The following is a 19261-nucleotide window of genomic DNA, read 5'->3' as shown; positions in this document are numbered from 1 at the left end:
GCAAAAAAGGGTTTTTGAACTTGCTCTCAGATACTTTCAACTTCCTCCAGAAGTAGTTACGCGAATTTACGGTTCTCTTTCTTGAGCTAGATATGTAATATAAGATTGCGTTTTAAATAGTTATTGCAATGTTTTGTTGCAAAACTATGCTTTAGAAGCAAAATTTTACTCCAATAATGCGGTTTAATGTATTAAAAGACAATTAAATTTTTTAGCACTACCCACGACAAAACCTCCGCAATCAGAGGTTATTCAATAGCTAATAATTTAATGTCTTCAGGGAAAGGTCTGTGCGATAACGCAGATTTCCCGTTATACTAAAACCGCCTTCTCGGAAATTTGGTTGTATTTCATAGTTGTTGTCGATCACGGATTTTGTGTTCAAGCCCCTGTAGAAAGGTTAACAGACCAATTTTTTGGCACAACTGCAAGTTTTTTGATTTTGGATAAATATACATGACTTCTGCTGCTGAACTGCCAGCTAGCTCTGGCTCAACATTCACGTCTCATGAAGATCCCAGGCATACTCTGGAGAGCGATCCCCTGAAAACGGCGATGGGTGTTTATGTAACTGTGCATGGACATTTTTACCAACCACCAAGAGAAAATCCTTATCTAGACGCGATTGAACGCCAACCGAGTGCTGCACCTTTCCATGATTGGAATGAGCGGATTCACTGGGAATGCTATCGTCCGAATGCCTTTGCCAGAATCTTAAATGACCGAGGCGAAGTGATCGGGATCGTGAATAATTACGAGTACATGAGCTTTAACATTGGCCCTACATTGATGTCGTGGCTAGAACGTTATGATGTGGAGGTTTATCAGCGGATTCTAGAGGCGGATGCTAAAAGTTCTCAACGTCTGCATGGTCACGGCAATGCGATCGCGCAAGTATACAATCACATTATCATGCCCCTGGCCAATGAACGCGATAAATACACCCAAATTCGCTGGGGCAAAGAAGACTTCCGTTCTCGCTTTGGGCGCGATCCCGAAGGTATTTGGCTAGCAGAAACTGCCGTAGACTACGCCACTCTAGAAGCTTTAGTGGATGAAGGTATTCGGTTTATTGTGTTGGCACCATCTCAAGCCCAGCGTTGCCGTCCTTTACCCAATCAAAATGATCCCCATAGTGAATGGCATGAGGTTGGTGGTAGTCAGATTGATCCCACCCGGCCATATCGTTGTTATTTGAAACCATCACTCAGCGTTGCATCTTCACCGCTCAACACGACTTCTACAAATAATGGTAAGGATGCATCCACCGCAGATACCACAGCAGAATCCTTAGAAGGATTACGCTACATCGATATCTTCTTTTACGATGGGCCGATATCGCGGGACATGGGTTTTAGTGATGTTGTTTATAGTTCCAGTCATTTTGCAGGACGCATCGGTTCGGCAGTGCGTGGGGATCATCGTCCAGCACAATTAATTTCTGTGGGGACAGATGGGGAAACCTTTGGACATCACAAGAAAGGAACTGAGAAAACTTTAGCCTACGCTTTTACCAGAGAGTTTCCTTACCACGGTTGGACAGTAACGAACTATGCTCATTACCTAAGCTTAAATCCTCCCGCTTGGGAAGTGGAATTGAAGCCCATAACTGCCTGGAGTTGTGCCCACGGTGTAGATAGATGGCAAGATGACTGTGGTTGTGGTGGTGAAGGCGGTGTTTGGCATCAGAAATGGCGTCGTCCTCTGCGGAATGCTCTCAATTGGCTGCGGGATCAATTAATTGAGGTGTATGAACAACATGGTAAGCAACTATTCCGCGATCCCTGGCAAGCACGAGATGAATATATTCAAGTGCTGCGCGATCGCTCTCCTGCCAATGTGAGCCGCTTTCTTTCCCGCCATCAAACTCACAAACTCACAGCATCTGAGCAAGTAGACGCTTTACGCTTGTTGGAAATGCAGCGTCATGCATTATTGATGTTTACTAGTTGTGGATGGTTTTTTGAAGAACTTTCTCGCCCTGAAGGAACGCAGATTCTGCGTTACGCCGCCCGTGCTTTGGAACTAGCGGGAGATGTGGCGGGCGTACAATTAGAAAAAGGCTTCCTCAAGCGTCTGGGTTTGGCTCCTAGTAATGTTGACCACTTTAAACATGGTGGGGAAGTATATCGCCAGTTGGTGCTGACTGCCCATATTGGTTTCAAGCAAGTAGCAGCCCATTACGCTATTACTTCTTTATTTGCCAATCACAAACAAACAGAAACGCGCAGTTCCATATCTGTACAAGATACGGCTAGCAAAAATTCTTCCGCTTACCAAAAGCGAGTTTATTGTTACGCTGCCAATGAGATAGATTACCAAATGCAACGCATGGGATCATTAACTCTGGCAGTGGGTCAATTAAAACTAATGTCAGAAATTACTTGGGAAAGCGAAAATTTGGTGTTTGCAGTTCTCCATTTGGGCGGTTGGGATTTCCACTGCTGCATTCAGCCATTTGCGGGACAGCGTGATTACAGCCAATTGAAAGAAAAACTATTTGGCTCGCTGCAACAGGCTAGTGCGGCTCAAACTATCTTGATGATGACGCAGCTATTTGGAGAAGAAACCTTTAGCTTGCAAAATCTGTTTGCTGAGGAACGCCACCGGATTATGCGGCTGTTAAGTCAAGAAACACTGACACGTTTAGACCAGCTTTATACCCAAGCATACCGTGATAATTATGGTGTGATTATGGCGTTTCACCGGGATGAACTAACAGTGCCACAAGAGTTGCAGGTAGCAGCGGAGATTGCTTTAGGGTATCGCTGTCTGATGACATTGCGATCGCTTGAGCAAGATATAACTGACTCGCAAATGAGTTGGAATCACATAGTAGAATTGGAGGCGATCGCCACCGAAGCAAAGCATCTGCGTTGCCGACTGGATATTCATGAAGGCAAGCAGATATTAGAACAGTTGATTGTGCGACTGCTTTGGCAATTGCTGCATGATCCCAACGGCAGTTTGGATGCAGATATCCAACGCTTAGAACGGTTGATTGATGTCGGATATCAACTAAATCTTGGTATCTCTCTGCATCGATCCCAGGAACTTTACTTCAGCTGTTTGCACAATCAAATAATGCCCCAGTGTTTTGCCACTGTTAATAATGGGCAAGACACTACTCAGTGCCTTCGTTTGCTGAAGCTAGGACAAAAGTTAGCCGTTGATGTGAGTGCGATCGAGAATCAGTTGCGATAAACAGTGCTGAGTTATAGAAGTGGTGAGTGCTGAGTTAAAAGTGCTGAGTTTAAAGACTGCCCACCACAGGCGGGGCTTTTTTCAAGTACATCACCACTCATCACTTAACGTGAGTTTGATGCACAGGATTTTGACCTCACCCCCAGCCCCTCTCCTGCGAGGAGAGAGAGGTTGGGTGGGTGAGGTTTGTCGAATTTACGTTCACTTACCACTCAGCACTCAGCACTCACCACTAAGTTTTGTATCTATACATTTAACAGCAACAAAAAACCCCGGCTATTCACCGAGGCTGATGGGAGAAGTCCTAATGACGATTAGATACAGCGATTGAAAAATAGATTTTAATTAAAATATAAAACTAGCAAAACTATAACAATGATTATTAATATGTTATGTGTATCCTTGGTTTGATTTTTATTGTTAACTTATATATATAAATATAACGATTGTATTACAAGTTGTCAACAGGCATTGACAACAAAAGGTTGCTTGTGTGTAATTGTCACCCGTCCGGCGTTCTCCCTATAGCCCTTCGGGCATCCTACGGCGGGCGTTGCGATTCGACAAAGTGTTCCCGCAAGGTAGGCTAGCCGTTCTCGTAAAGCCCTTCTCCTAACGGAGACACTACGCGAACGGGCATAGCTTTGCTTACCGGCCTCTCCAACAGGAAAAGGGTAAAGCTTTTCGCAGGGTATTACGAATTGGTATAACAACACTTATAGAGAGCAAAAGCAGGCTTTAGCCTTTGTTATTAACTACTAGAAAGTTTACTTATGAGTTGCTCCTTCCAGCCAGACTTCTACCTCATCTCCTAGTAACATCTGTGCTGCTTCTAGCATTGACGCTGCTATGTCTTTGAGGTCTTCTCGATTACTTAAGTAAGTTTTCAATGCTTCCATTGGGTCAATGCTACTACTCGCACTCAATTCTGGAATGCGGGGTCTAGCTAACTGACTGAGTAATTCTGGCTGAATGGTATAGGTGTGAGCAGAACCTAAAGCACTATGCAGCGACGTATTATCAATTAAATCTAACTGTTCGGAGCGGAGTTTGTAAATTAACCGCACTACAGCATTTTGAATATCATACTTAGCGATCGCCTTGATTATTGCTGCTTGTGGATCATCTGCCTTAGATACATCCACCTCAATGGTGCGAAAAGTCCGAACAGGCAAAGGGCAAAATTCCCAATTAGCTCTACCCCGCTCCAGTTCTATCATCACATAACCTTTGTCTTCCTTCTCTTCACTAAAATCCACCCGCTCAATACTTCCTGGATAAATCACTGGAGGGTCATTAGATTTATTCAGGTTCTGGTGGCGGTGGACGTGTCCCAGCGCTACATAATCAAAACAGGGACGCGTTAGTAAAGATAAGGGTAGAGTAAAGCCTTTGCCTACTGCCAAAAAACGTTCGGCTCCTAAAGCCGCATTGTCAGCCATTAAATGAGCTAAAAGCACAGTTGGCACATCGGGGTCAAGACGGCGAATTTCCCCTTCCAATACTACTTGTAAACGTTCAGTTAACAGTTGGTTGACTTCTGCTAGCGATAAACTTTCGGTTTCTTGGCGCGTCATCAACGTCGAACGAGTCAGCCAAGGAAGAGTAATAACTTGTACTTTGCCATTGCGAGTTTGAATGCGGTGGGTAGTTACTGTATCTCCCACAACAAATCCCCGTACTCCTAAAGTGCGGTATATACATAAACTCGCTCCGCCCAGCCCTTGGGAATGTTGGTCATGATTTCCCACCAACAACACTGTCGGAATACTGGCATCTACAAGACGACGGAATTGGCTAGCAAAAGCTTCTTGCACGTAAGGTGGTGGGGTGGCATCTGGAAAGGCATCTCCACCAAATATCACCAAATCCACCTCATCTGTTAATGCTCGGTCAATACATAAAGATAGTGTATTGACGAAATCCTCCAATCGTGTATTTAATCCTGTTGCCGGATTGATGCGTCCATGAGAGAAGCCACTCCCCATGTGAATATCTGAAAGATGGAGGATTTTAATCATTTTAGTCATTTGTCCTTAGTCACTAGTCATTTGTTTAAATACTAATGACTAATAACCAATAACTAAATATGTATTCCACATTCTGTTTTACCGGTTCCCCGCCAGCGTCCAGCACGTTCGTCTTCACCTTCGCCTACTTTGGTGGTGATCGGTTCGTCGCCAATACTGGGATAGCCTTGATCATGTAAGGGGTTGTAGATTACTCCGTGTTCAGCTACATAAACCCAGCTTTGTTGACGTGTCCAGTTAGCTAAAGGATTGAGTTTCAAGCGCCCTTGACCATCCAATTCAAAGATGGGCATATTTGCACGGGTAACAGCTTGGTCGCGGCGACGTCCAGTTATCCAAGAAATTGTATTTAGTTCGTCTAGACCTCTTTGCAAAGGTTCAATTTTTGTAATGTGGTGGAATTTGGTAATATCTTTATCCCATAAAGCTTCGCCGTATTTAGCGGTAAAGGCTTCGCGGCTATCTACGTCTGGAGTCTTGTAGGTTTTCAGATCCAGGTTGTAGATTTGTTTAGCTTTGGCAACTAGTTCTAGGGTTTGAGGAAAGTGGTATAGAGTATCGAGAAATATAACGGGAACTGGATGCTTCAGTTCACTGTAAAGAATATGGGTAATTATCATGTCATCCACATTAAAGGCACTGGTTTGCACCAGTCCCGTGGGGATATTTTCTATAGACCATGCCAGTATCTCTTTTGGAGTAGCAGTTTCAAATTTTTGGTTTAATTGCTCTAAGTCAAAATTGCCTGTTTGGTTTTTAGAGTCCGTGGAAACTGTCATGATAATTTTCTAGCTAAATAGTTCTTTATTTTCAACAAACATTATTTTACCCCATATAGGCACACATAAAGGCACATAAGCCGCTCGGAAATTAGGTATTCGTAAGATGCATTTTTAATGAATTGCTTAGTTGCTTTTACTACCAGTAACAGCTAGAAAAAGTTGAATCCATTCTTGGATTTATCTAGCTCAGGAAGTTTACAAAGCTTTTGATAAGTAAATACTACAGCCTTTACTAAGAAACTTTACGAAATTTTAATTTTTTACGTATATATATGGATATACAATACAGATGTTGATATTGTTAATAGAATCATCAGAAATCAAAGGATTCTACTAACATGAACAATTTAAAGACTCCAGGTTCATTGGGTGAATCTATAGTTATGGGTGCCCTCATAATGTTGACTAGCGTAAGCATAATCACCATCATGAGTGTATTTTAATACAACAACAGCAAATTTTTAGCAAAAAAACTTTACATAACCCCTTTCTTAACTGAGAGGGGTTTTACATTTGTTTATTCAAATAGCTCAACATATTAATAAATTAGACATTTAATACCAATTCAAATAATGTTTGCGACACATAAATTCTTCGTAGGGGCACAGCAGTGCCGTGCGACGCCACTTCCTACCCTGCGGGAAGCCCTTCGGGTGAATCCTACGGATACGCTGCGCGAGCGGCAGTTGCTTCAAGTCGCTTAACCCTTTCGGCAGTCGCTCATGGGGGAAACCCCCTGCGTACCCGTCGCTGCCTCACCAACGCACTGCCTCACCGCTTCGCGTCTACAAGTCTGGCGACCGAACGGAGTGGCTCCCCTACCCATCTGTTGCATTCTTTTTTCAAATTGGTATAACTTTTAAAATCTAATTCCATAGGATAGGATCTACTTGATAGTAGCCTTGCAGTAGTTGATAAAGTCTTGGATGCCGCTGCTGTAATTCCTCTGGTTGCTCAAAGAATGTCTCAGTCGCTACGGCAAAAAACTCTGCAGGATTAGTTGTACCATAGCTATCTATGACAGTTTTGATACCTTGTTGAACATCATTGCAGAGTTGTTGATATTCTGCTGTCATTACCTGCGCCCAAATAGGATAGTCTGAATTTCGTTGCAAAATAGGAACGCCCTCTGCTTTACCATCTTCTTGATCCAACTGATGGGCAAATTCATGCAGCACAACGTTATGTCCATCCTTCCAGTTGCGAATATCTTGTTGCACTTGTTCCCACGATAGTACTAGTTGGTCACGAGTCCATGATTCTCCCAGTCTGGCTACGCGCCTTTCTTCGACAACATAATTTCCAGTGGCGACAATTTCATTTACAAAATAAGCGCCAGGATAAATCAAAATAGAACGTAGTTTGGGAAAGTACTCTCCTCGTTCATTAAGCAGAAGCAAACAGGCGACAGCAGCAATTGTTAGTTTCATTTCTTCTGTCACCTGCAATCCTCTACAGCCAATAAATTGTTTTTCCGCCAAAAATACTTGAATATGTCCCTGAAGCCGTCTGCGTTCAGGAGGAAAAAGACACAGGTAAATAGGAAGATTATTTTCAAGAATCGCATTCCACAGAGGAGGAAAAGAGTGATGCTTCAGACGTTTTCTTCGCTGTTTAATGAGGACAGGATTGATTAAGATACCAGTCACAATCAGCCCAATAATCAGAAAAACAATAATTGTTGTAACCATTGCTAGCGTTACTTGTAGATGTCACCTTTTAGATAGTTCCTCATGTGTCAATAAAATAAGTACACAAGTGCCGTAAAATTATAGTCCATCCGGCATCTGCTACCCCATTGACGTCCATGTATTGCGATTACCTGGTTCAAATCCTAACTGCTCGTGTGTATGAAGTTGCCCAGGAAACACCACTAGAGTACGCCCCAAATCTTTCCAAGAGGCTGAATAATAGGCTCCTGCTGAAACGAGAAGATATGCAGTCAGTATTTTCTTTTAAATTACGTGGTGCTTATAATAAGATGGTGAACCTGCCACCGGATTTATTGGCACAGGGTGTAATTGCGGCATCTGCGGGTAACCATGCCCAAGGGGTCGCCTTGAGCGCTAGCCGATTGGGAACACGAGCGATTATTGTAATGCCAGTAACTACACCCCAGGTTAAGGTGGATGCAGTCAAAGCGCGTGGGGGAGAAGTGGTATTACATGGTAATACCTACGATGATGCCTATGCTTATGCCCGTGAATTAGAGGCAGAAAAGGGACTCACCTTTATTCATCCTTTTGACGACCCAGATGTGATTGCTGGACAGGGAACAATTGGGATGGAAATTCTCCGGCAATATCAACAACCCATCCATGCAATTTTTGTAGCAATTGGCGGCGGTGGATTGATTGCTGGGATTGCAGCGTATGTCAAACGGTTGCGTCCAGAAATCAAGATTATTGGTGTGGAACCGGTGGATGCTGATGCGATGAATCAATCACTCAAAGCCGGACATCGGGTGCGATTATCTCAAGTAGGGTTATTTGCTGATGGGGTAGCAGTGCGCGAAGTGGGAGAGGAAACTTTTCACTTGTGTCAGCAGTATGTAGATGAAATCATTTTGGTGGATACCGATGCCACCTGTGCTGCCATTAAAGACGTATTTGAAGATACACGATCAATTTTAGAACCAGCTGGGGCATTGGCGATCGCAGCTGCTAAAGCCTATGCAGAAAGGGAGCAAATCCAGGAACAAACATTAATTGCTGTTGCCTGCGGTGCTAATATGAACTTTGACCGACTCCGCTTTGTGGCAGAACGGGCAGAGTTTGGTGAACGCCGCGAAGCCATCTTTGCTGTAGCTATTCCCGAAGAACGGGGAAGTCTGCGTAAATTTTGTGAATGTATTGGCAAGCGTAACTTAACTGAGTTTAACTATCGCATTGCCGATGAAAAAGAAGCACATATTTTCGTTGGTGTACAAATTCAAAACCGTGCCGATGCTACCAAGATGCTGGAAACTTTTGAAGGCTGCGGTTTCAAAACTATCGACTTAACCGACGACGAACTGACAAAATTGCATCTGCGGCACATGGTTGGTGGACATTCTCCCCTAGCACATAATGAATTGCTCTACCGTTTTGAGTTTCCTGAACGTCCTGGCGCGTTGATGAAGTTTGTTGGTTCTATGAGTCCCAACTGGAATATTAGTATGTTCCACTACCGCAACAATGGGGCAGATTACGGGCGAATTGTCGTAGGTATACAAGTACCGCCGCAGGAGATGGAAGAGTGGCAGGCATTTCTTGATACACTCGGCTATCGCTATTGGGATGAAAACAAAAATCCAGCCTACAAGCTATTTTTAGGATAGAGCGAGTGTTTCATCAACTTTTCCTTGCCAAAGAAAAGTTTCAGCAGCTTTGAGTCGTTTGAGAGAACCACCGACTTTATGTAGATTTTCAACGAGATGAAACCAATCTAAAATCTCGCGTCTTTCTCCAGGACAATTAAATTGTCGAATTATTTTCCAAATCCCAGGATGTCCATCACCTAAGCAAGTTCTGACTTTTCCCGTTATCTCCTTGATTGAGCGATCGCTTACCATGCCCCTAGCCAAAAGCTCTATTCTCTCGTAATTCATTGTCATTAATCTTAATTTATTGAGAAGCAACATAGAGCCTGAAACCCTTGCTATTTCGTTGTTTCACGACTTAACGGGAAAAGTCAGAAGCAAGTTATATCATGTCCATTCAAATAACCGTCATTGCGACCGTAGGGAAGCAATCCCAAAAACATTGCGATTGCGTCGTTTCACTTCGTTCCACTCGCAATGATATTAAGGGTGATTTGCCGGACATGATATTAATGGGTCTGCCAACTGCTGTTGATTTACGTAATCAATTAAAGCTTCATTTTCACCTAATCTAGCTACTTTTATTTCTTGGTTGATGCAGATGGCTTTATAGTCTTTCCAGATACATGGGTCTCCTTTTTTTTCAGTCCGAAGCCTCACCTTACCGCCATCTACACTAATACCAATTCTCTAAAAACTGGCTACAGATAGCGCCTCTAAAATATATTGCCTTCGGGCAATAGATGCAATAATTGATTTGGTTAATTTCCCAATTTCAGCGTAGAGAGCAGCACGTAAATCATCAAGATTTTTGGGTAATAACCAACGAAGTCGGCGCTTAGTATATTGCCAAACCTGCTCAATTGGATTTAACTGTGGAGAATGTGGCGGCTGAAATAATAAAATGATGTTATCTGGCAACAGAAGACGTTTGGCTTTATCAAATGCGCCGTTATCGAGTTTTCAGAGAATTGGTATTATTGCATCTATTGCCCGAAGGCGATATATTTTGGTGGCTTTATCTGTAGCCGGATTTTAGAGAATTGGTATAATTTGTCGAATCGACTCACGTAGGTCTACCGAAACCTGATGTGCTTTATGAGAAGCATCGGCAAGCTCCAAAACAGCATTGATGAACGGACAACCGGGAAAATTGGGGCTTGAGTACCACTCACGTAAAACATCAATCGTTGCTAGTAAGCGTTCTTTGGGTGTAATGCCTTGCTCTCCTCATTCACAGGAGGCATTGGGGAGAGAGGCGATCGCCCCTTACCCACAACATCCTTTCAACTACTCTCCCGCTAATAATCTCGATTGTTTCCCTACAGACCATCTCGAAGTACAAGCCCAGTCCTTAAAACGCAACATCCGCAGCAATCTCCTGCCAGCGAGTAGCCAAATCCTCCGCAGTAGAAACCTCAACAGCGGCAAGGTTTAATGGATAGTCCACATTGTCTCGCTCGATCCAGCGCACTGCTGTGAATTGACCATTGCTTGCCCTTAATATAAATCCAGACTCTTGGCATTCACCAGAAGCGAGATATAACAATCCGGGGGCTACTTGATCGGGTCGCAACTCCTCTGGCTGATCTTGTACGTTCCACATACGCGTTTTGGCTACCGGCGAAATCGCATTAACGAGAATTCCATGCTCTTTGCCTTCAACCGCGAGCACATTCATCAGACCTATCTGTGCCATTTTTCCCATCGCATAGGGGGCGAGACCACTGAGTGCATATTGCTGATAAATCGCTCTATCCGAAGTCGTCAGCACAATCCGTCCGTAGTTTTGCTGTTTCATCGTCGGAAAGGCGGCTTGAGCCAGCCATGTTGGTGCCTCTAAATTAATGCTGATGGCGCGCTGTAGAAAATCAGGCGTTAGTTCTTGCACTGACTGATAGGCAACCCATCCGGCATTGTGGATCAAGATGTCGAGGCGACCAAACTTCAAGAGCGTAGTTTCCACTAGACTTTGGCAGTTATCTCTACTATCAAGGATTGCGTTGATTGGGAATGCAACTCCACCTGCTTCTTGAATTTTCCGTGCAGCATCAGCCGCCACGTTCGCATCGAATCCGGTTCCATCTTTGTTAACGCCTGCGTCATGTATAACGACACGCGCTCCTCTTTGTGCAAGCAGGCGGGCATAGGCTGCCCCCAAACCTCGCCCGCTTCCAGTAATAATCGCTACTTGATCGTCGAGCCGAATCACTTCACTTTCTCCTGACTTAAATTCTGCTTTTTAGTAGGTGTATGCACTGTTTAATGACTAGCTCAGAGCTTAACTACCAGACTCTAATTAAGCTGAACCGCCAAGCGGCTTCGGCTTAAATGAATTGTTAGGCGGCGTACCACTCATTTATACCTTCAAGGGCAAATTTAGTGCCACAGTAGATACTGCTACCACCAAACCCCACTAATCCTGCCGTAGATGACATATTCACAATGTGACCGCTGCCTTGCTGACGCATCAGAGGCAAAACAGTTCGGATTAGATGAACTGCCCCAAAGAAGTTGGTTTCAAACTGTTGGCGAATATCAGCATCACTGACTTCTTCGAGTGCGCCAATCAGTCCATAGCCAGCATTGTTGACGAGTACATCAATTCGACCAAATGTTTTGATTGCTGCATCAACGGCTGCTTGTATCTCTTGGGATATGGTTACATCTAGACGCTCGCCGAATGCAGTTTTTGGATAATCGTCAATTAAAGCGCGAAGTTGCTCTGGTTCGCGAGCAGTCGCCAGCAGGTGGTCGCCCTTCTTCAACACAGCTTCTGCTAGGGCACGTCCGAATCCTGTTGAGCATCCTGTAATTAACCAAACTTTAGGAGCGACACAATTTTTGTCTAAGTTCATTTGTTTTCTCCAAACCAAAAACGATGAGACGCGCCTCATATCTCTTACGGTAGGAGACAGCCATGCGACTGTCCAATATATATTTGACTAAGATTAATAGGTTAGACATATAAGTAAGATGGAATTACGGCACCTGCACTACTTCATCGCGGTGGCTGAGGAACTACACTTTAGTCGAGCAGCAGAGCGGTTGCACATTTCCCAACCTCCGCTCAGTCAGCAGATTCGTGGTTTGGAAGATGAACTAGGAGTCAAGTTGTTTGAACGAACGAAGCGGCAAGTGCATCTGACTGAAGCAGGCAAAATGTTTTTAGATCGCTCCTATGGAGTGTTAGCGCAACTCGAACAGGCAATCGAAGTGACACAACAGATAGGGCGGGGTGAGGTTGGACGGTTGGCGATCGGCTTTGTCGGCTCTGCAACGTATAGTGTACTGCCAGATATTGTAAGTGTCTTTCGAGAACAGTTTCCTGCTGTACAACTGCGATTGCATGAACTGACGACGCAAGAGCAAATTCAAGCCCTGCATCACAAACAGGTTGATGTCGGCATTGTTCGTTCTGCCATCATTGAGCCAGGTTTGAGTGTGGAATGCATTTTGCAAGAATCATTGGTATTGGCGTTGCCAGAAACCCATCCGTTCTCTGCTCAGACTAAAGTGTCTCTCTCCGCTTTGGCAGATGAATTATTTATCCTATTTCCTGCCAAAATGGGACCCATCTTTTACGAGCAGATTATTAACATTTGTCAACAAGCTGGATTTCGTCCGAAAGTTGCTCAAGAGGCAGTTCAGATGCAAACTATCATCGGCTTGGTTGCAGCAGGACTGGGCATTGCTTTCGTTCCCGCCTCCTTGCAAAACTTCCACAGAAGCAGAGTCATTTATAGACCCTTACAAGAGCAGATACCTAAAACCGGACTTTATCTTACTTGGCGGCAGCATGATTCCTCACCAGTAATAAGAGCATTTCTGGGCTTGGCACGGAAGACGACACAATGGGGAGAGTGAAGATATTCAAGCGTTAGGTGATGGTATCCCACTCGCAGATCCAAAATTACAAGCACTACGCCGTTTTACGCAACGAATGATTCAAGCACGGGGTTGGGTTGAAGATGATGAAATTGAGGAATTTTTAGCAGTGTTGACTTTCTCAAGTTTTTTAGCAACTTTTTCATAGAGCAAACAAACCTGCTGCTGTAATTGATTATGATGGCCATCTTCCCAGCCTTCCACACGGTAGGCATTGCCTTCTTCTACACTTGCTTTTGGCGTTTCGTAAAAATGACCACCAGGATGAATCCCTGCAAAAAAGATTGGAACAGTACTTGAAAGTGTGTGAGATGGAGAGTATAAGAAGCGCCAACCCAGTTGATGATTTAGCGCAACATAAGCATCTTCTATCTGTGCAACTGCATCGGTAAATAAATCCATCAATTTATCAAAACCAAAGTATGACTATAGATTAGGTTGCCCATAAAGTAGCAAAGTTTACGATTATAGCCATAAGTAAAATACTAGAAATTAGCGATCGCACTTTATCACTTTGCAAATTACTTTGCTTTCAACCGATAGGCAAGTGCAAGCCACTCGTCTTGTCGTTCACAATCGACTAAATCAAAACCTGCTTCTGTGAATGCTGTAGCCAAATCTGCTTCATAATCTACAGTAAACCCAGCTAAAATTAGCAAGCTTGCATGAATATTACTTTGACGTAGCGCTTTTTGGTAATCAGCAGCTAAGGCAATATGTACTCTACCTGGGATATTTGCAACAATCAAATCAAATTGATTTTTTGCCTCAACTGTAGACACATTATTGATGGAGTCTCCACCCATCCAATGCCCTAGTTCGCTACCACATTCTAGACTGCCTTCCATGACTGTTACTTGCTGCTCTACCCCATTAATATGTACAGCGTCTTGAGTTGCTTGCACAGCAATACTGTCATTATCTAAGGCTAAAACATTTGCTCCCAGCTTTGCGATCGCCACACTCAAAATACCAGAACCTGACCCCAAATCAAGGACATTCATTGCGGGAGTAATATAACGCTCAAGCAATTTCAGGCTGAGTATAGTCGCTGGATGCAAACCACTACCAAAAGCCAGGCTGGGTTTAAGCCTTAAGATGATTTCCTCTGCTTGCGAACTATATGGCATATCGGCAGAGAGGACAACAAACTTTTGCCCAATCCGGCGTATAAGGGAACTTGCTAGTTCTGCATCTGTTGGTTTTTCCTCAACTATAGCTATTTGAAGAGTAGAAGAAAGTCCGGTTCTTTCCAATGGCGAGAGCAAATTGGCGATTTCTGACCCACGAGTATTTGCATAGACATCATCAGGTAAGTATAAGCAGATACTAAATGTCCAATAGGGTTTTACATTACCTTGCTCTGCCGCTTCGCCTAAGTCTGGTTCAATATATTTTCTAATATGAACGTCATTAATATAGTTGTTTTTTGCCAGTAGCGTACAGACCCAATCAACAGCCTCATTTGTTGTGTCTATACTCAACTCCATCCACGACATATTTACTTCCTTCGGACATAACCGCATAAGTGCATTTTCTTCCTTGTCCCTGATCCCCAATCCCCAGTCCCCAATCCCCAGTCCCCAATCCCCAATCCCCAATCCCCAGTCCCCAGCCCCTAATCTTCAATCCGCAGCCCCATAATTACTAAGTCACGTTCAACACCGTCAAGTTCTGCAACGTTGGGCAAATGTCCCCAAGATTTAAACTCAAATGTTTCAAATAGCTTTAAACTGGGCTGGTTATGGGCAAAGATGAAGCCGATTAAGGTTTTTAAACCCAAATTAGGACTTTCGTTAATTGCTTGCGCTAAGAGTTGTCGTCCTAAACCACACCGTTGGAAAGTTGGGGCAATATAAATACTAATTTCGGCAGTCTTACTATAGGCTGGTCGCCCATAAAACGATTGGAAACTAAGCCACCCAGCGAGTACACCTTTTACTTCTACCACCCAAAGCGGTCTTTGTGAAAGCGATCGCCCCCGAAACCAATTCAGGCGACTTTCTACAGACACTGGCTCTAAATCAGCGGTGGCCATGCGGCTAGGAATTGCAGCATTGTAAATTGCCACAATAGCAGGTAAGTCAACTTCAGTCGCATGGCGAATAGTCATTGCTGCCGTCTCGCAGAAAATATTTAAAAATAATACAACCTTAGTGGTAGTTATTCTATAGGTTGAGGTGGTAATTGCTTTCAAGGCGATGTTTTGAATATTCGCATTGTTACTCTTGAGAAAATAGTTGCGATCGCTATGCCATCGTCTCTTGAAGTTAGGATTACTCACTTACTACCTGCTCTGCACTCATCCTCTAGATGTAAATTATGTACCTTGTTAGAGAAAAACATATTTTTTCTCTAATTGTCTATATATATCTTTTGTTAGACTAGGAAATTTAGGTTTAATCAAATAAATATTAGGCTGTTATTAGCTATTTTTATTTGTATGTATAAAATATAAAACTTTTGGAAAGTAAGTATTAAAAACTACTTTTTAATAAATTTAAAATGTATATGCTAATAGTTTTTGTTTTGTTGCCAGAATTAGAAAATTTTTGATCAATTACAAAAAGATTTATCACCTGTATATACAGCCAAAGATAGAGGTTGATTAAATTATGTTACGGCTAGGATCAACGTAATTGCAGACATTAAGTCTTAGAGTTAAAAATTTATATACGTTTGAACTACTATGTCTATTAATCTCACCAATAAAGATAGTGATAGCTCTACTCAAGCTAACAAGCAATCTCTAGAATTAGATTTTGCGATTTTTATACTCAAGCTCAGGAATGGTATTTGGCTTTTTGGGATTCCGTCTTGGCTTTTCGGAATAACCGATAGGAGCCTAGCTGCCTTTGCTGATGGCTATTTATCTGCTATTGAAGTATTTCAGCTATTTACAGCCTCATTCTTTTTCTTCAGTTGGCTGTATCTAAGACCTGAAACGGACTTAAATAGCAATGATATAGACACTACGCAATATCAAGGATATCTATGTCGGACTCAAGACAACAAATTTGAGTTGAAGAAGCGACATATGATTAGCCAGGAATATATTTTACCTTTTTCGTATCTCTGCCAAATCTATCACCTGCTGAATTTAAAACATTTAGAAACAGTCCATAAGTTTAGCTTGAACAACTTGAGGGTGATTAATATTAGTTCTTTCCAGCCTACAGCCATTGGTGGTATCATCCAGTTTCAAACAATTTTAGAGTCTCCAGTTAATGCTTTAAGAATTTGGAGACAACCGATTGTTGAGGTCGATTTAATATTGCATACTCCCTACACAGTGGAACTTAGTATTCCGGTTTACAATAATAAGAGAATAACTGTAATGTTTTATGCAATACCCTTAAATCATAGCGAGCATCGTTTATTTATAGAAATCTACAGCGACCTGGACTGGCCTAAACCATTACTACAAATACTACTGCATTTTGCTTCTTGCTTAACTCTGTTTGAGGATTTGCCTTATTTACGTAATCTAGGCGAGAAAAATATAGAGCGTTTATTTAACTTGAATTTAGCTTCAAATCACAAAACCATGTTGCTGTTTAAAAGATTTGTTGAGCTATATGGTTCACACACAAAAGCACCTAAATTACTTGAAGGAAGTGATTGTAATTAAGGCTTACGCACAAAAGTTTTCTGTTGAGCCTGGGTGTAAGGGTATAAGCGTATAAAGGTATAAAAGTTTTGAATATTTACACCTCTATGCCCCTAAACCCCTTATCCAAACTCTTAATTTTTAGGGTGTTGCTGAATTGAAATATGATTCAGGCTTTTTGGAAAAACTAAAATTTCTTTCTTCCCCTGCTTTCCCAAATTGGTTTAGTAATGTTAATTGCTTTAGCTAGTAAAAATGCTATTTTGATTGTCGAATTTGCTAACCAATTACGAGAACAAGGGCTACCAATTACAAAAGCAGCAATTGAAGGGTTACAAGAGCGGTAGCGACCAATCTTGATGACTGCTTTTTCTACTCTCTTAGGAATTTTTCCCTTAGCTACGGCTACAGGAGCCGGCGCAGGAAGCCGCCAATCTTTAGGAATAGCAGTATTTGGTGGAATGCTAATTGCTACCTTTTTAAGTTTGTTTGTAGTACCGATTTTGTATATCGTGATTAAAACAACTAGCGAACGCTTTAATAAACAAAATCGCTATCAACAATTGCCAGCAAATTCCTCAGAAGATGGAATTTGATGGTATAAGATTAAAAAATCCTCAGATGGACACAGATAAACACCGATATTTATCGGTGTTTATCTGTGATTTCATGGCAAATCGCTATAACCCATCAAGAATTCGTCAGTTAAGCTCGTGCTAGTAAGGGAGCAGCGGATAATAAAGTTTTAGTGTAGGGATGTTGGGGGTTGGCAAAAATTCGTTTTGTTGGGCCAAGTTCGACAATTTTACCTCCGTTCATTACCGCAATACGATCGCACAAAAATCTCGCTAACCAGAGGTCATGAGTAATAAATAAATACGTTAACTCAAATTCCTCTTTTAATTGCAACATCAAATCCAGTACTTGCGACTGCACGCTAGCATCTAACATACTCACAGGTTCATCACAAATCAGCAGTTTGGGACGGGTAATTAAAGCACGGGCGATCGCAACTCGTTGTTGTTGTCCGCCAGACAAATCTGAAGGATAACGCTGATAATAAACTTCTGGCGGTGTTAGCCCTACTTTTTGCAGCATCCATAAAACTTGTTCCTTGGCTTTAGCTGCATCCGCAAGATTATGAATTAATAAAGGATCGCCTATACTTTGTCCCACAGTCATAGCAGGATTGAGACAAGCATGGGGGTCTTGAAAAACCATCTGCATTTGTCGCCGTGAGGAGCGAATTTCTTGGCGCGACAAAGTAGTTAATTCCTGCCCCAAAAATTCGACTTTGCCACCAGTGGGACGAATTAGTTGCAAAATTGTCCGTGAAAGGGTACTTTTACCGCAACCTGATTCACCAACTAATCCGAGAATTTCTCCTGGATACAGATCCAAGTTTATGCCATCTACGGCTTTAATTGTCTGACTTTGCGCCTTAAAAATTCGTTCAATAAAGTTAGGTTCTATAGTGTAATGCTGCTTGAGTTCAGTGATACGCAATATTGGAGATTCGGAGGAATTCTCCTCAGTTCCCAGTCCCCAGTCATCAGTTTCTATTTCATCGACAGTTTGTATATGTAAAGCTGCTTTTAGTAGCGATCGCGTGTATTCATGTTGGGGTTGGCGAAATACAGACTCTGTACGGCCCATTTCTACCATCTTGCCTTGATACATCACACCAATGCGATCGCAATACTCTGCAACCATTGCCAAATCGTGAGAAATCAACAGCAGCCCCATGTTTTCTTCACTGCACAGACGAGTTAACTCTTGTAAAATCTGAGCAGAGACAGTGACATCTAAGCTGGTAGTTGGTTCGTCGGCAACAATTAATTTAGGATTGAGTAATAAAGCTAGGGCGATCGCTACTCTTTGCCGCATCCCACCGCTAAACTCATGGGGGTACTGATTCCACCGACTAGCAGGAATTTTTACCTTTTCTAAAGTGGCGATCGCTTTTTCTTTCGCTTGTCGTGCTGATAATTCTGGTGAGTGCGCTTGCAGAGTTTCAACACAATGTTTACCAATCGTCATCAACGGATCGAGGCGCGTCATTGGATCTTGAAAAATTAATGCTACCGCTTCCCCTCGAAATTTCCGTACTTCTTGGGGTGTTAAATCAAATATTGATTTACCTTGAAATGTCGCCTGTCCCTCAATGCGACTAGATGAAGGTAGCAAGCGCATCACAGCCCGTCCCAACGTTGATTTACCACAACCCGACTCTCCCACCAATCCCATTCTTTCACCGCGTTGGAGAGTAAAAGACACATCATCAACCGCCCAATTGAGTTCCTCCCCACTCGGTTGAGGATAAGCAACTCGTAAATTTTTTATACAAAATAAGTCTTCACTCATAGTTATTTATCAGCCCTGAGTTATCAGCTACCAGCTTTTATATTTCAAATTGAAGATAGTGTATCAGATCGGCAAAAGTAGC

Annotated in this window: 14 protein-coding genes and 4 pseudogenes; 5 read left to right on the top strand and 13 right to left on the bottom strand. The window is 42.7% G+C overall.

Translation table 11 applies throughout. From position 1 onward, the window contains the following. Positions 1 to 456 precede the first annotated feature (456 nt). The gene (locus AC5JL8_RS19390) at positions 457 to 3204 is read left to right on the top strand and encodes a DUF3536 domain-containing protein (protein ID WP_495881313.1); all 2748 of its coding nucleotides are present in this window, start codon (positions 457 to 459) and stop codon (positions 3202 to 3204) included. Between the two features lie 767 nt (positions 3205 to 3971). Here AC5JL8_RS19390 and sbcD read toward each other — a convergent pair. The 3 genes from sbcD to AC5JL8_RS19375 all read right to left on the bottom strand — a co-directional run bounded on the left by sbcD (position 3972) and on the right by AC5JL8_RS19375 (position 7707). Next, the gene (gene sbcD / locus AC5JL8_RS19385; RefSeq protein ID WP_495881677.1) at positions 3972 to 5225 is read right to left on the bottom strand and encodes an exonuclease subunit SbcD; all 1254 of its coding nucleotides are present in this window, start codon (positions 5223 to 5225) and stop codon (positions 3972 to 3974) included. Positions 5226 to 5287: 62 nt separating this feature from the next. Further along, on the bottom strand, positions 5288 to 6013 hold the full coding sequence (gene cysH / locus AC5JL8_RS19380; protein ID WP_495881312.1) for a phosphoadenosine phosphosulfate reductase: 726 nt from the start codon (positions 6011 to 6013) through the stop codon (positions 5288 to 5290). Positions 6014 to 6882: 869 nt separating this feature from the next. Beyond that, positions 6883 to 7707 (bottom strand): M90 family metallopeptidase, encoded by an 825-nt coding sequence (locus tag AC5JL8_RS19375; RefSeq protein ID WP_495881311.1) that lies wholly within the window; start codon positions 7705 to 7707, stop codon positions 6883 to 6885. Between the two features lie 116 nt (positions 7708 to 7823). Here AC5JL8_RS19375 and ilvA point away from each other — a divergent pair, with 116 nt between their 5' ends. Beyond that, complete coding sequence (ilvA, locus tag AC5JL8_RS19370) at positions 7824 to 9335, top strand: threonine ammonia-lyase, biosynthetic (protein ID WP_495881310.1); 1512 nt, start codon at positions 7824 to 7826, stop codon at positions 9333 to 9335. Here ilvA and AC5JL8_RS19365 read toward each other — a convergent pair. The 6 genes and pseudogenes from AC5JL8_RS19365 to AC5JL8_RS19340 all read right to left on the bottom strand — a co-directional run. After that, positions 9333 to 9521, bottom strand: a pseudogene (locus tag AC5JL8_RS19365) (ISKra4 family transposase); the annotation flags it as partial. The gene ilvA and the pseudogene AC5JL8_RS19365 overlap by 3 nt on opposite strands. A gap of 282 nt (positions 9522 to 9803) precedes the next feature. Beyond that, positions 9804 to 9998 (bottom strand): annotated as a pseudogene (locus AC5JL8_RS19360) (ISKra4 family transposase); the annotation flags it as partial. A 9-nt stretch (positions 9999 to 10007) separates the two neighbouring features. Next, the gene (locus AC5JL8_RS19355) at positions 10008 to 10238 is read right to left on the bottom strand and encodes a transposase (protein WP_495881309.1); all 231 of its coding nucleotides are present in this window, start codon (positions 10236 to 10238) and stop codon (positions 10008 to 10010) included. A gap of 126 nt (positions 10239 to 10364) precedes the next feature. Next, positions 10365 to 10544 (bottom strand): annotated as a pseudogene (locus tag AC5JL8_RS19350) (TetR/AcrR family transcriptional regulator); the annotation flags it as partial. Between the two features lie 127 nt (positions 10545 to 10671). Beyond that, positions 10672 to 11529, bottom strand: coding sequence for an SDR family NAD(P)-dependent oxidoreductase (locus tag AC5JL8_RS19345; RefSeq protein WP_495881308.1), 858 nt, complete (start codon positions 11527 to 11529; stop codon positions 10672 to 10674). Positions 11530 to 11656: 127 nt separating this feature from the next. Further along, entirely contained in the window at positions 11657 to 12175 is a 519-nt protein-coding gene (locus AC5JL8_RS19340; protein ID WP_495881307.1) for an SDR family NAD(P)-dependent oxidoreductase, read from the bottom strand. 118 nt (positions 12176 to 12293) lie between these two features. Between AC5JL8_RS19340 and AC5JL8_RS19335 the strand changes: the two genes are divergently transcribed. Next, entirely contained in the window at positions 12294 to 13184 is an 891-nt protein-coding gene (locus tag AC5JL8_RS19335) for a LysR substrate-binding domain-containing protein (RefSeq protein ID WP_495881306.1), read from the top strand. Between the two features lie 81 nt (positions 13185 to 13265). On the opposite strand, the gene AC5JL8_RS19330 is transcribed toward AC5JL8_RS19335, so the two are convergent. The 3 genes from AC5JL8_RS19330 to AC5JL8_RS19320 form a co-directional block, all read right to left on the bottom strand. Next, positions 13266 to 13607: a hypothetical protein gene (locus tag AC5JL8_RS19330; RefSeq protein WP_495881305.1), complete on the bottom strand. Its 342-nt coding sequence runs from the start codon at positions 13605 to 13607 to the stop codon at positions 13266 to 13268. A gap of 119 nt (positions 13608 to 13726) precedes the next feature. Beyond that, a complete protein-coding gene (locus AC5JL8_RS19325) occupies positions 13727 to 14704 on the bottom strand; it encodes a 50S ribosomal protein L11 methyltransferase (protein WP_495881676.1) in 978 nt (325 codons plus the stop codon). Between the two features lie 119 nt (positions 14705 to 14823). After that, a complete protein-coding gene (locus AC5JL8_RS19320) occupies positions 14824 to 15318 on the bottom strand; it encodes a GNAT family N-acetyltransferase (protein ID WP_495881675.1) in 495 nt (164 codons plus the stop codon). A 576-nt stretch (positions 15319 to 15894) separates the two neighbouring features. Here AC5JL8_RS19320 and AC5JL8_RS19315 point away from each other — a divergent pair. Together AC5JL8_RS19315 and AC5JL8_RS19310 are read left to right on the top strand one after the other, a co-directional pair. After that, positions 15895 to 16836 (top strand): hypothetical protein, encoded by a 942-nt coding sequence (locus tag AC5JL8_RS19315; protein ID WP_495881304.1) that lies wholly within the window; start codon positions 15895 to 15897, stop codon positions 16834 to 16836. A 194-nt stretch (positions 16837 to 17030) separates the two neighbouring features. Continuing rightward, a pseudogene (locus AC5JL8_RS19310) lies at positions 17031 to 17411 on the top strand (efflux RND transporter permease subunit); the annotation flags it as partial. Between the two features lie 109 nt (positions 17412 to 17520). Here the strand turns inward: AC5JL8_RS19310 and AC5JL8_RS19305 are convergent. Continuing rightward, on the bottom strand, positions 17521 to 19179 hold the full coding sequence (locus tag AC5JL8_RS19305) for a dipeptide ABC transporter ATP-binding protein (RefSeq protein ID WP_495881303.1): 1659 nt from the start codon (positions 19177 to 19179) through the stop codon (positions 17521 to 17523). Between the last annotated feature and the right edge of the window lie 82 nt (positions 19180 to 19261).

The organism is Mojavia sp., from assembly GCF_059505145.1.
The sequence above is the reverse complement of the archived record's forward strand: the minus strand, read 5'-3'. Positions and strand labels throughout refer to the sequence as shown.

Excerpts from the sequence above, each read along its gene's own strand:
- AC5JL8_RS19315 (WP_495881304.1), top strand. The coding sequence starts at position 15,895 with ATGTCTATTAATCTCACCAATAAAGATAGTGATAGCTCTACTCAAGCT.
- AC5JL8_RS19340 (WP_495881307.1), bottom strand. The coding sequence starts at position 12,175 with ATGAACTTAGACAAAAATTGTGTCGCTCCTAAAGTTTGGTTAATTACA.
- AC5JL8_RS19375 (WP_495881311.1), bottom strand. The coding sequence starts at position 7,707 with ATGGTTACAACAATTATTGTTTTTCTGATTATTGGGCTGATTGTGACT.
- AC5JL8_RS19390 (WP_495881313.1), top strand. The coding sequence starts at position 457 with ATGACTTCTGCTGCTGAACTGCCAGCTAGCTCTGGCTCAACATTCACG.
- AC5JL8_RS19330 (WP_495881305.1), bottom strand. The coding sequence starts at position 13,607 with ATGGATTTATTTACCGATGCAGTTGCACAGATAGAAGATGCTTATGTT.
- AC5JL8_RS19335 (WP_495881306.1), top strand. The coding sequence starts at position 12,294 with ATGGAATTACGGCACCTGCACTACTTCATCGCGGTGGCTGAGGAACTA.
- AC5JL8_RS19305 (WP_495881303.1), bottom strand. The coding sequence starts at position 19,179 with ATGAGTGAAGACTTATTTTGTATAAAAAATTTACGAGTTGCTTATCCT.
- AC5JL8_RS19320 (WP_495881675.1), bottom strand. The coding sequence starts at position 15,318 with ATGACTATTCGCCATGCGACTGAAGTTGACTTACCTGCTATTGTGGCA.
- ilvA (WP_495881310.1), top strand. The coding sequence starts at position 7,824 with ATGTATTGCGATTACCTGGTTCAAATCCTAACTGCTCGTGTGTATGAA.
- AC5JL8_RS19325 (WP_495881676.1), bottom strand. The coding sequence starts at position 14,704 with ATGTCGTGGATGGAGTTGAGTATAGACACAACAAATGAGGCTGTTGAT.
- sbcD (WP_495881677.1), bottom strand. The coding sequence starts at position 5,225 with ATGATTAAAATCCTCCATCTTTCAGATATTCACATGGGGAGTGGCTTC.
- cysH (WP_495881312.1), bottom strand. The coding sequence starts at position 6,013 with ATGACAGTTTCCACGGACTCTAAAAACCAAACAGGCAATTTTGACTTA.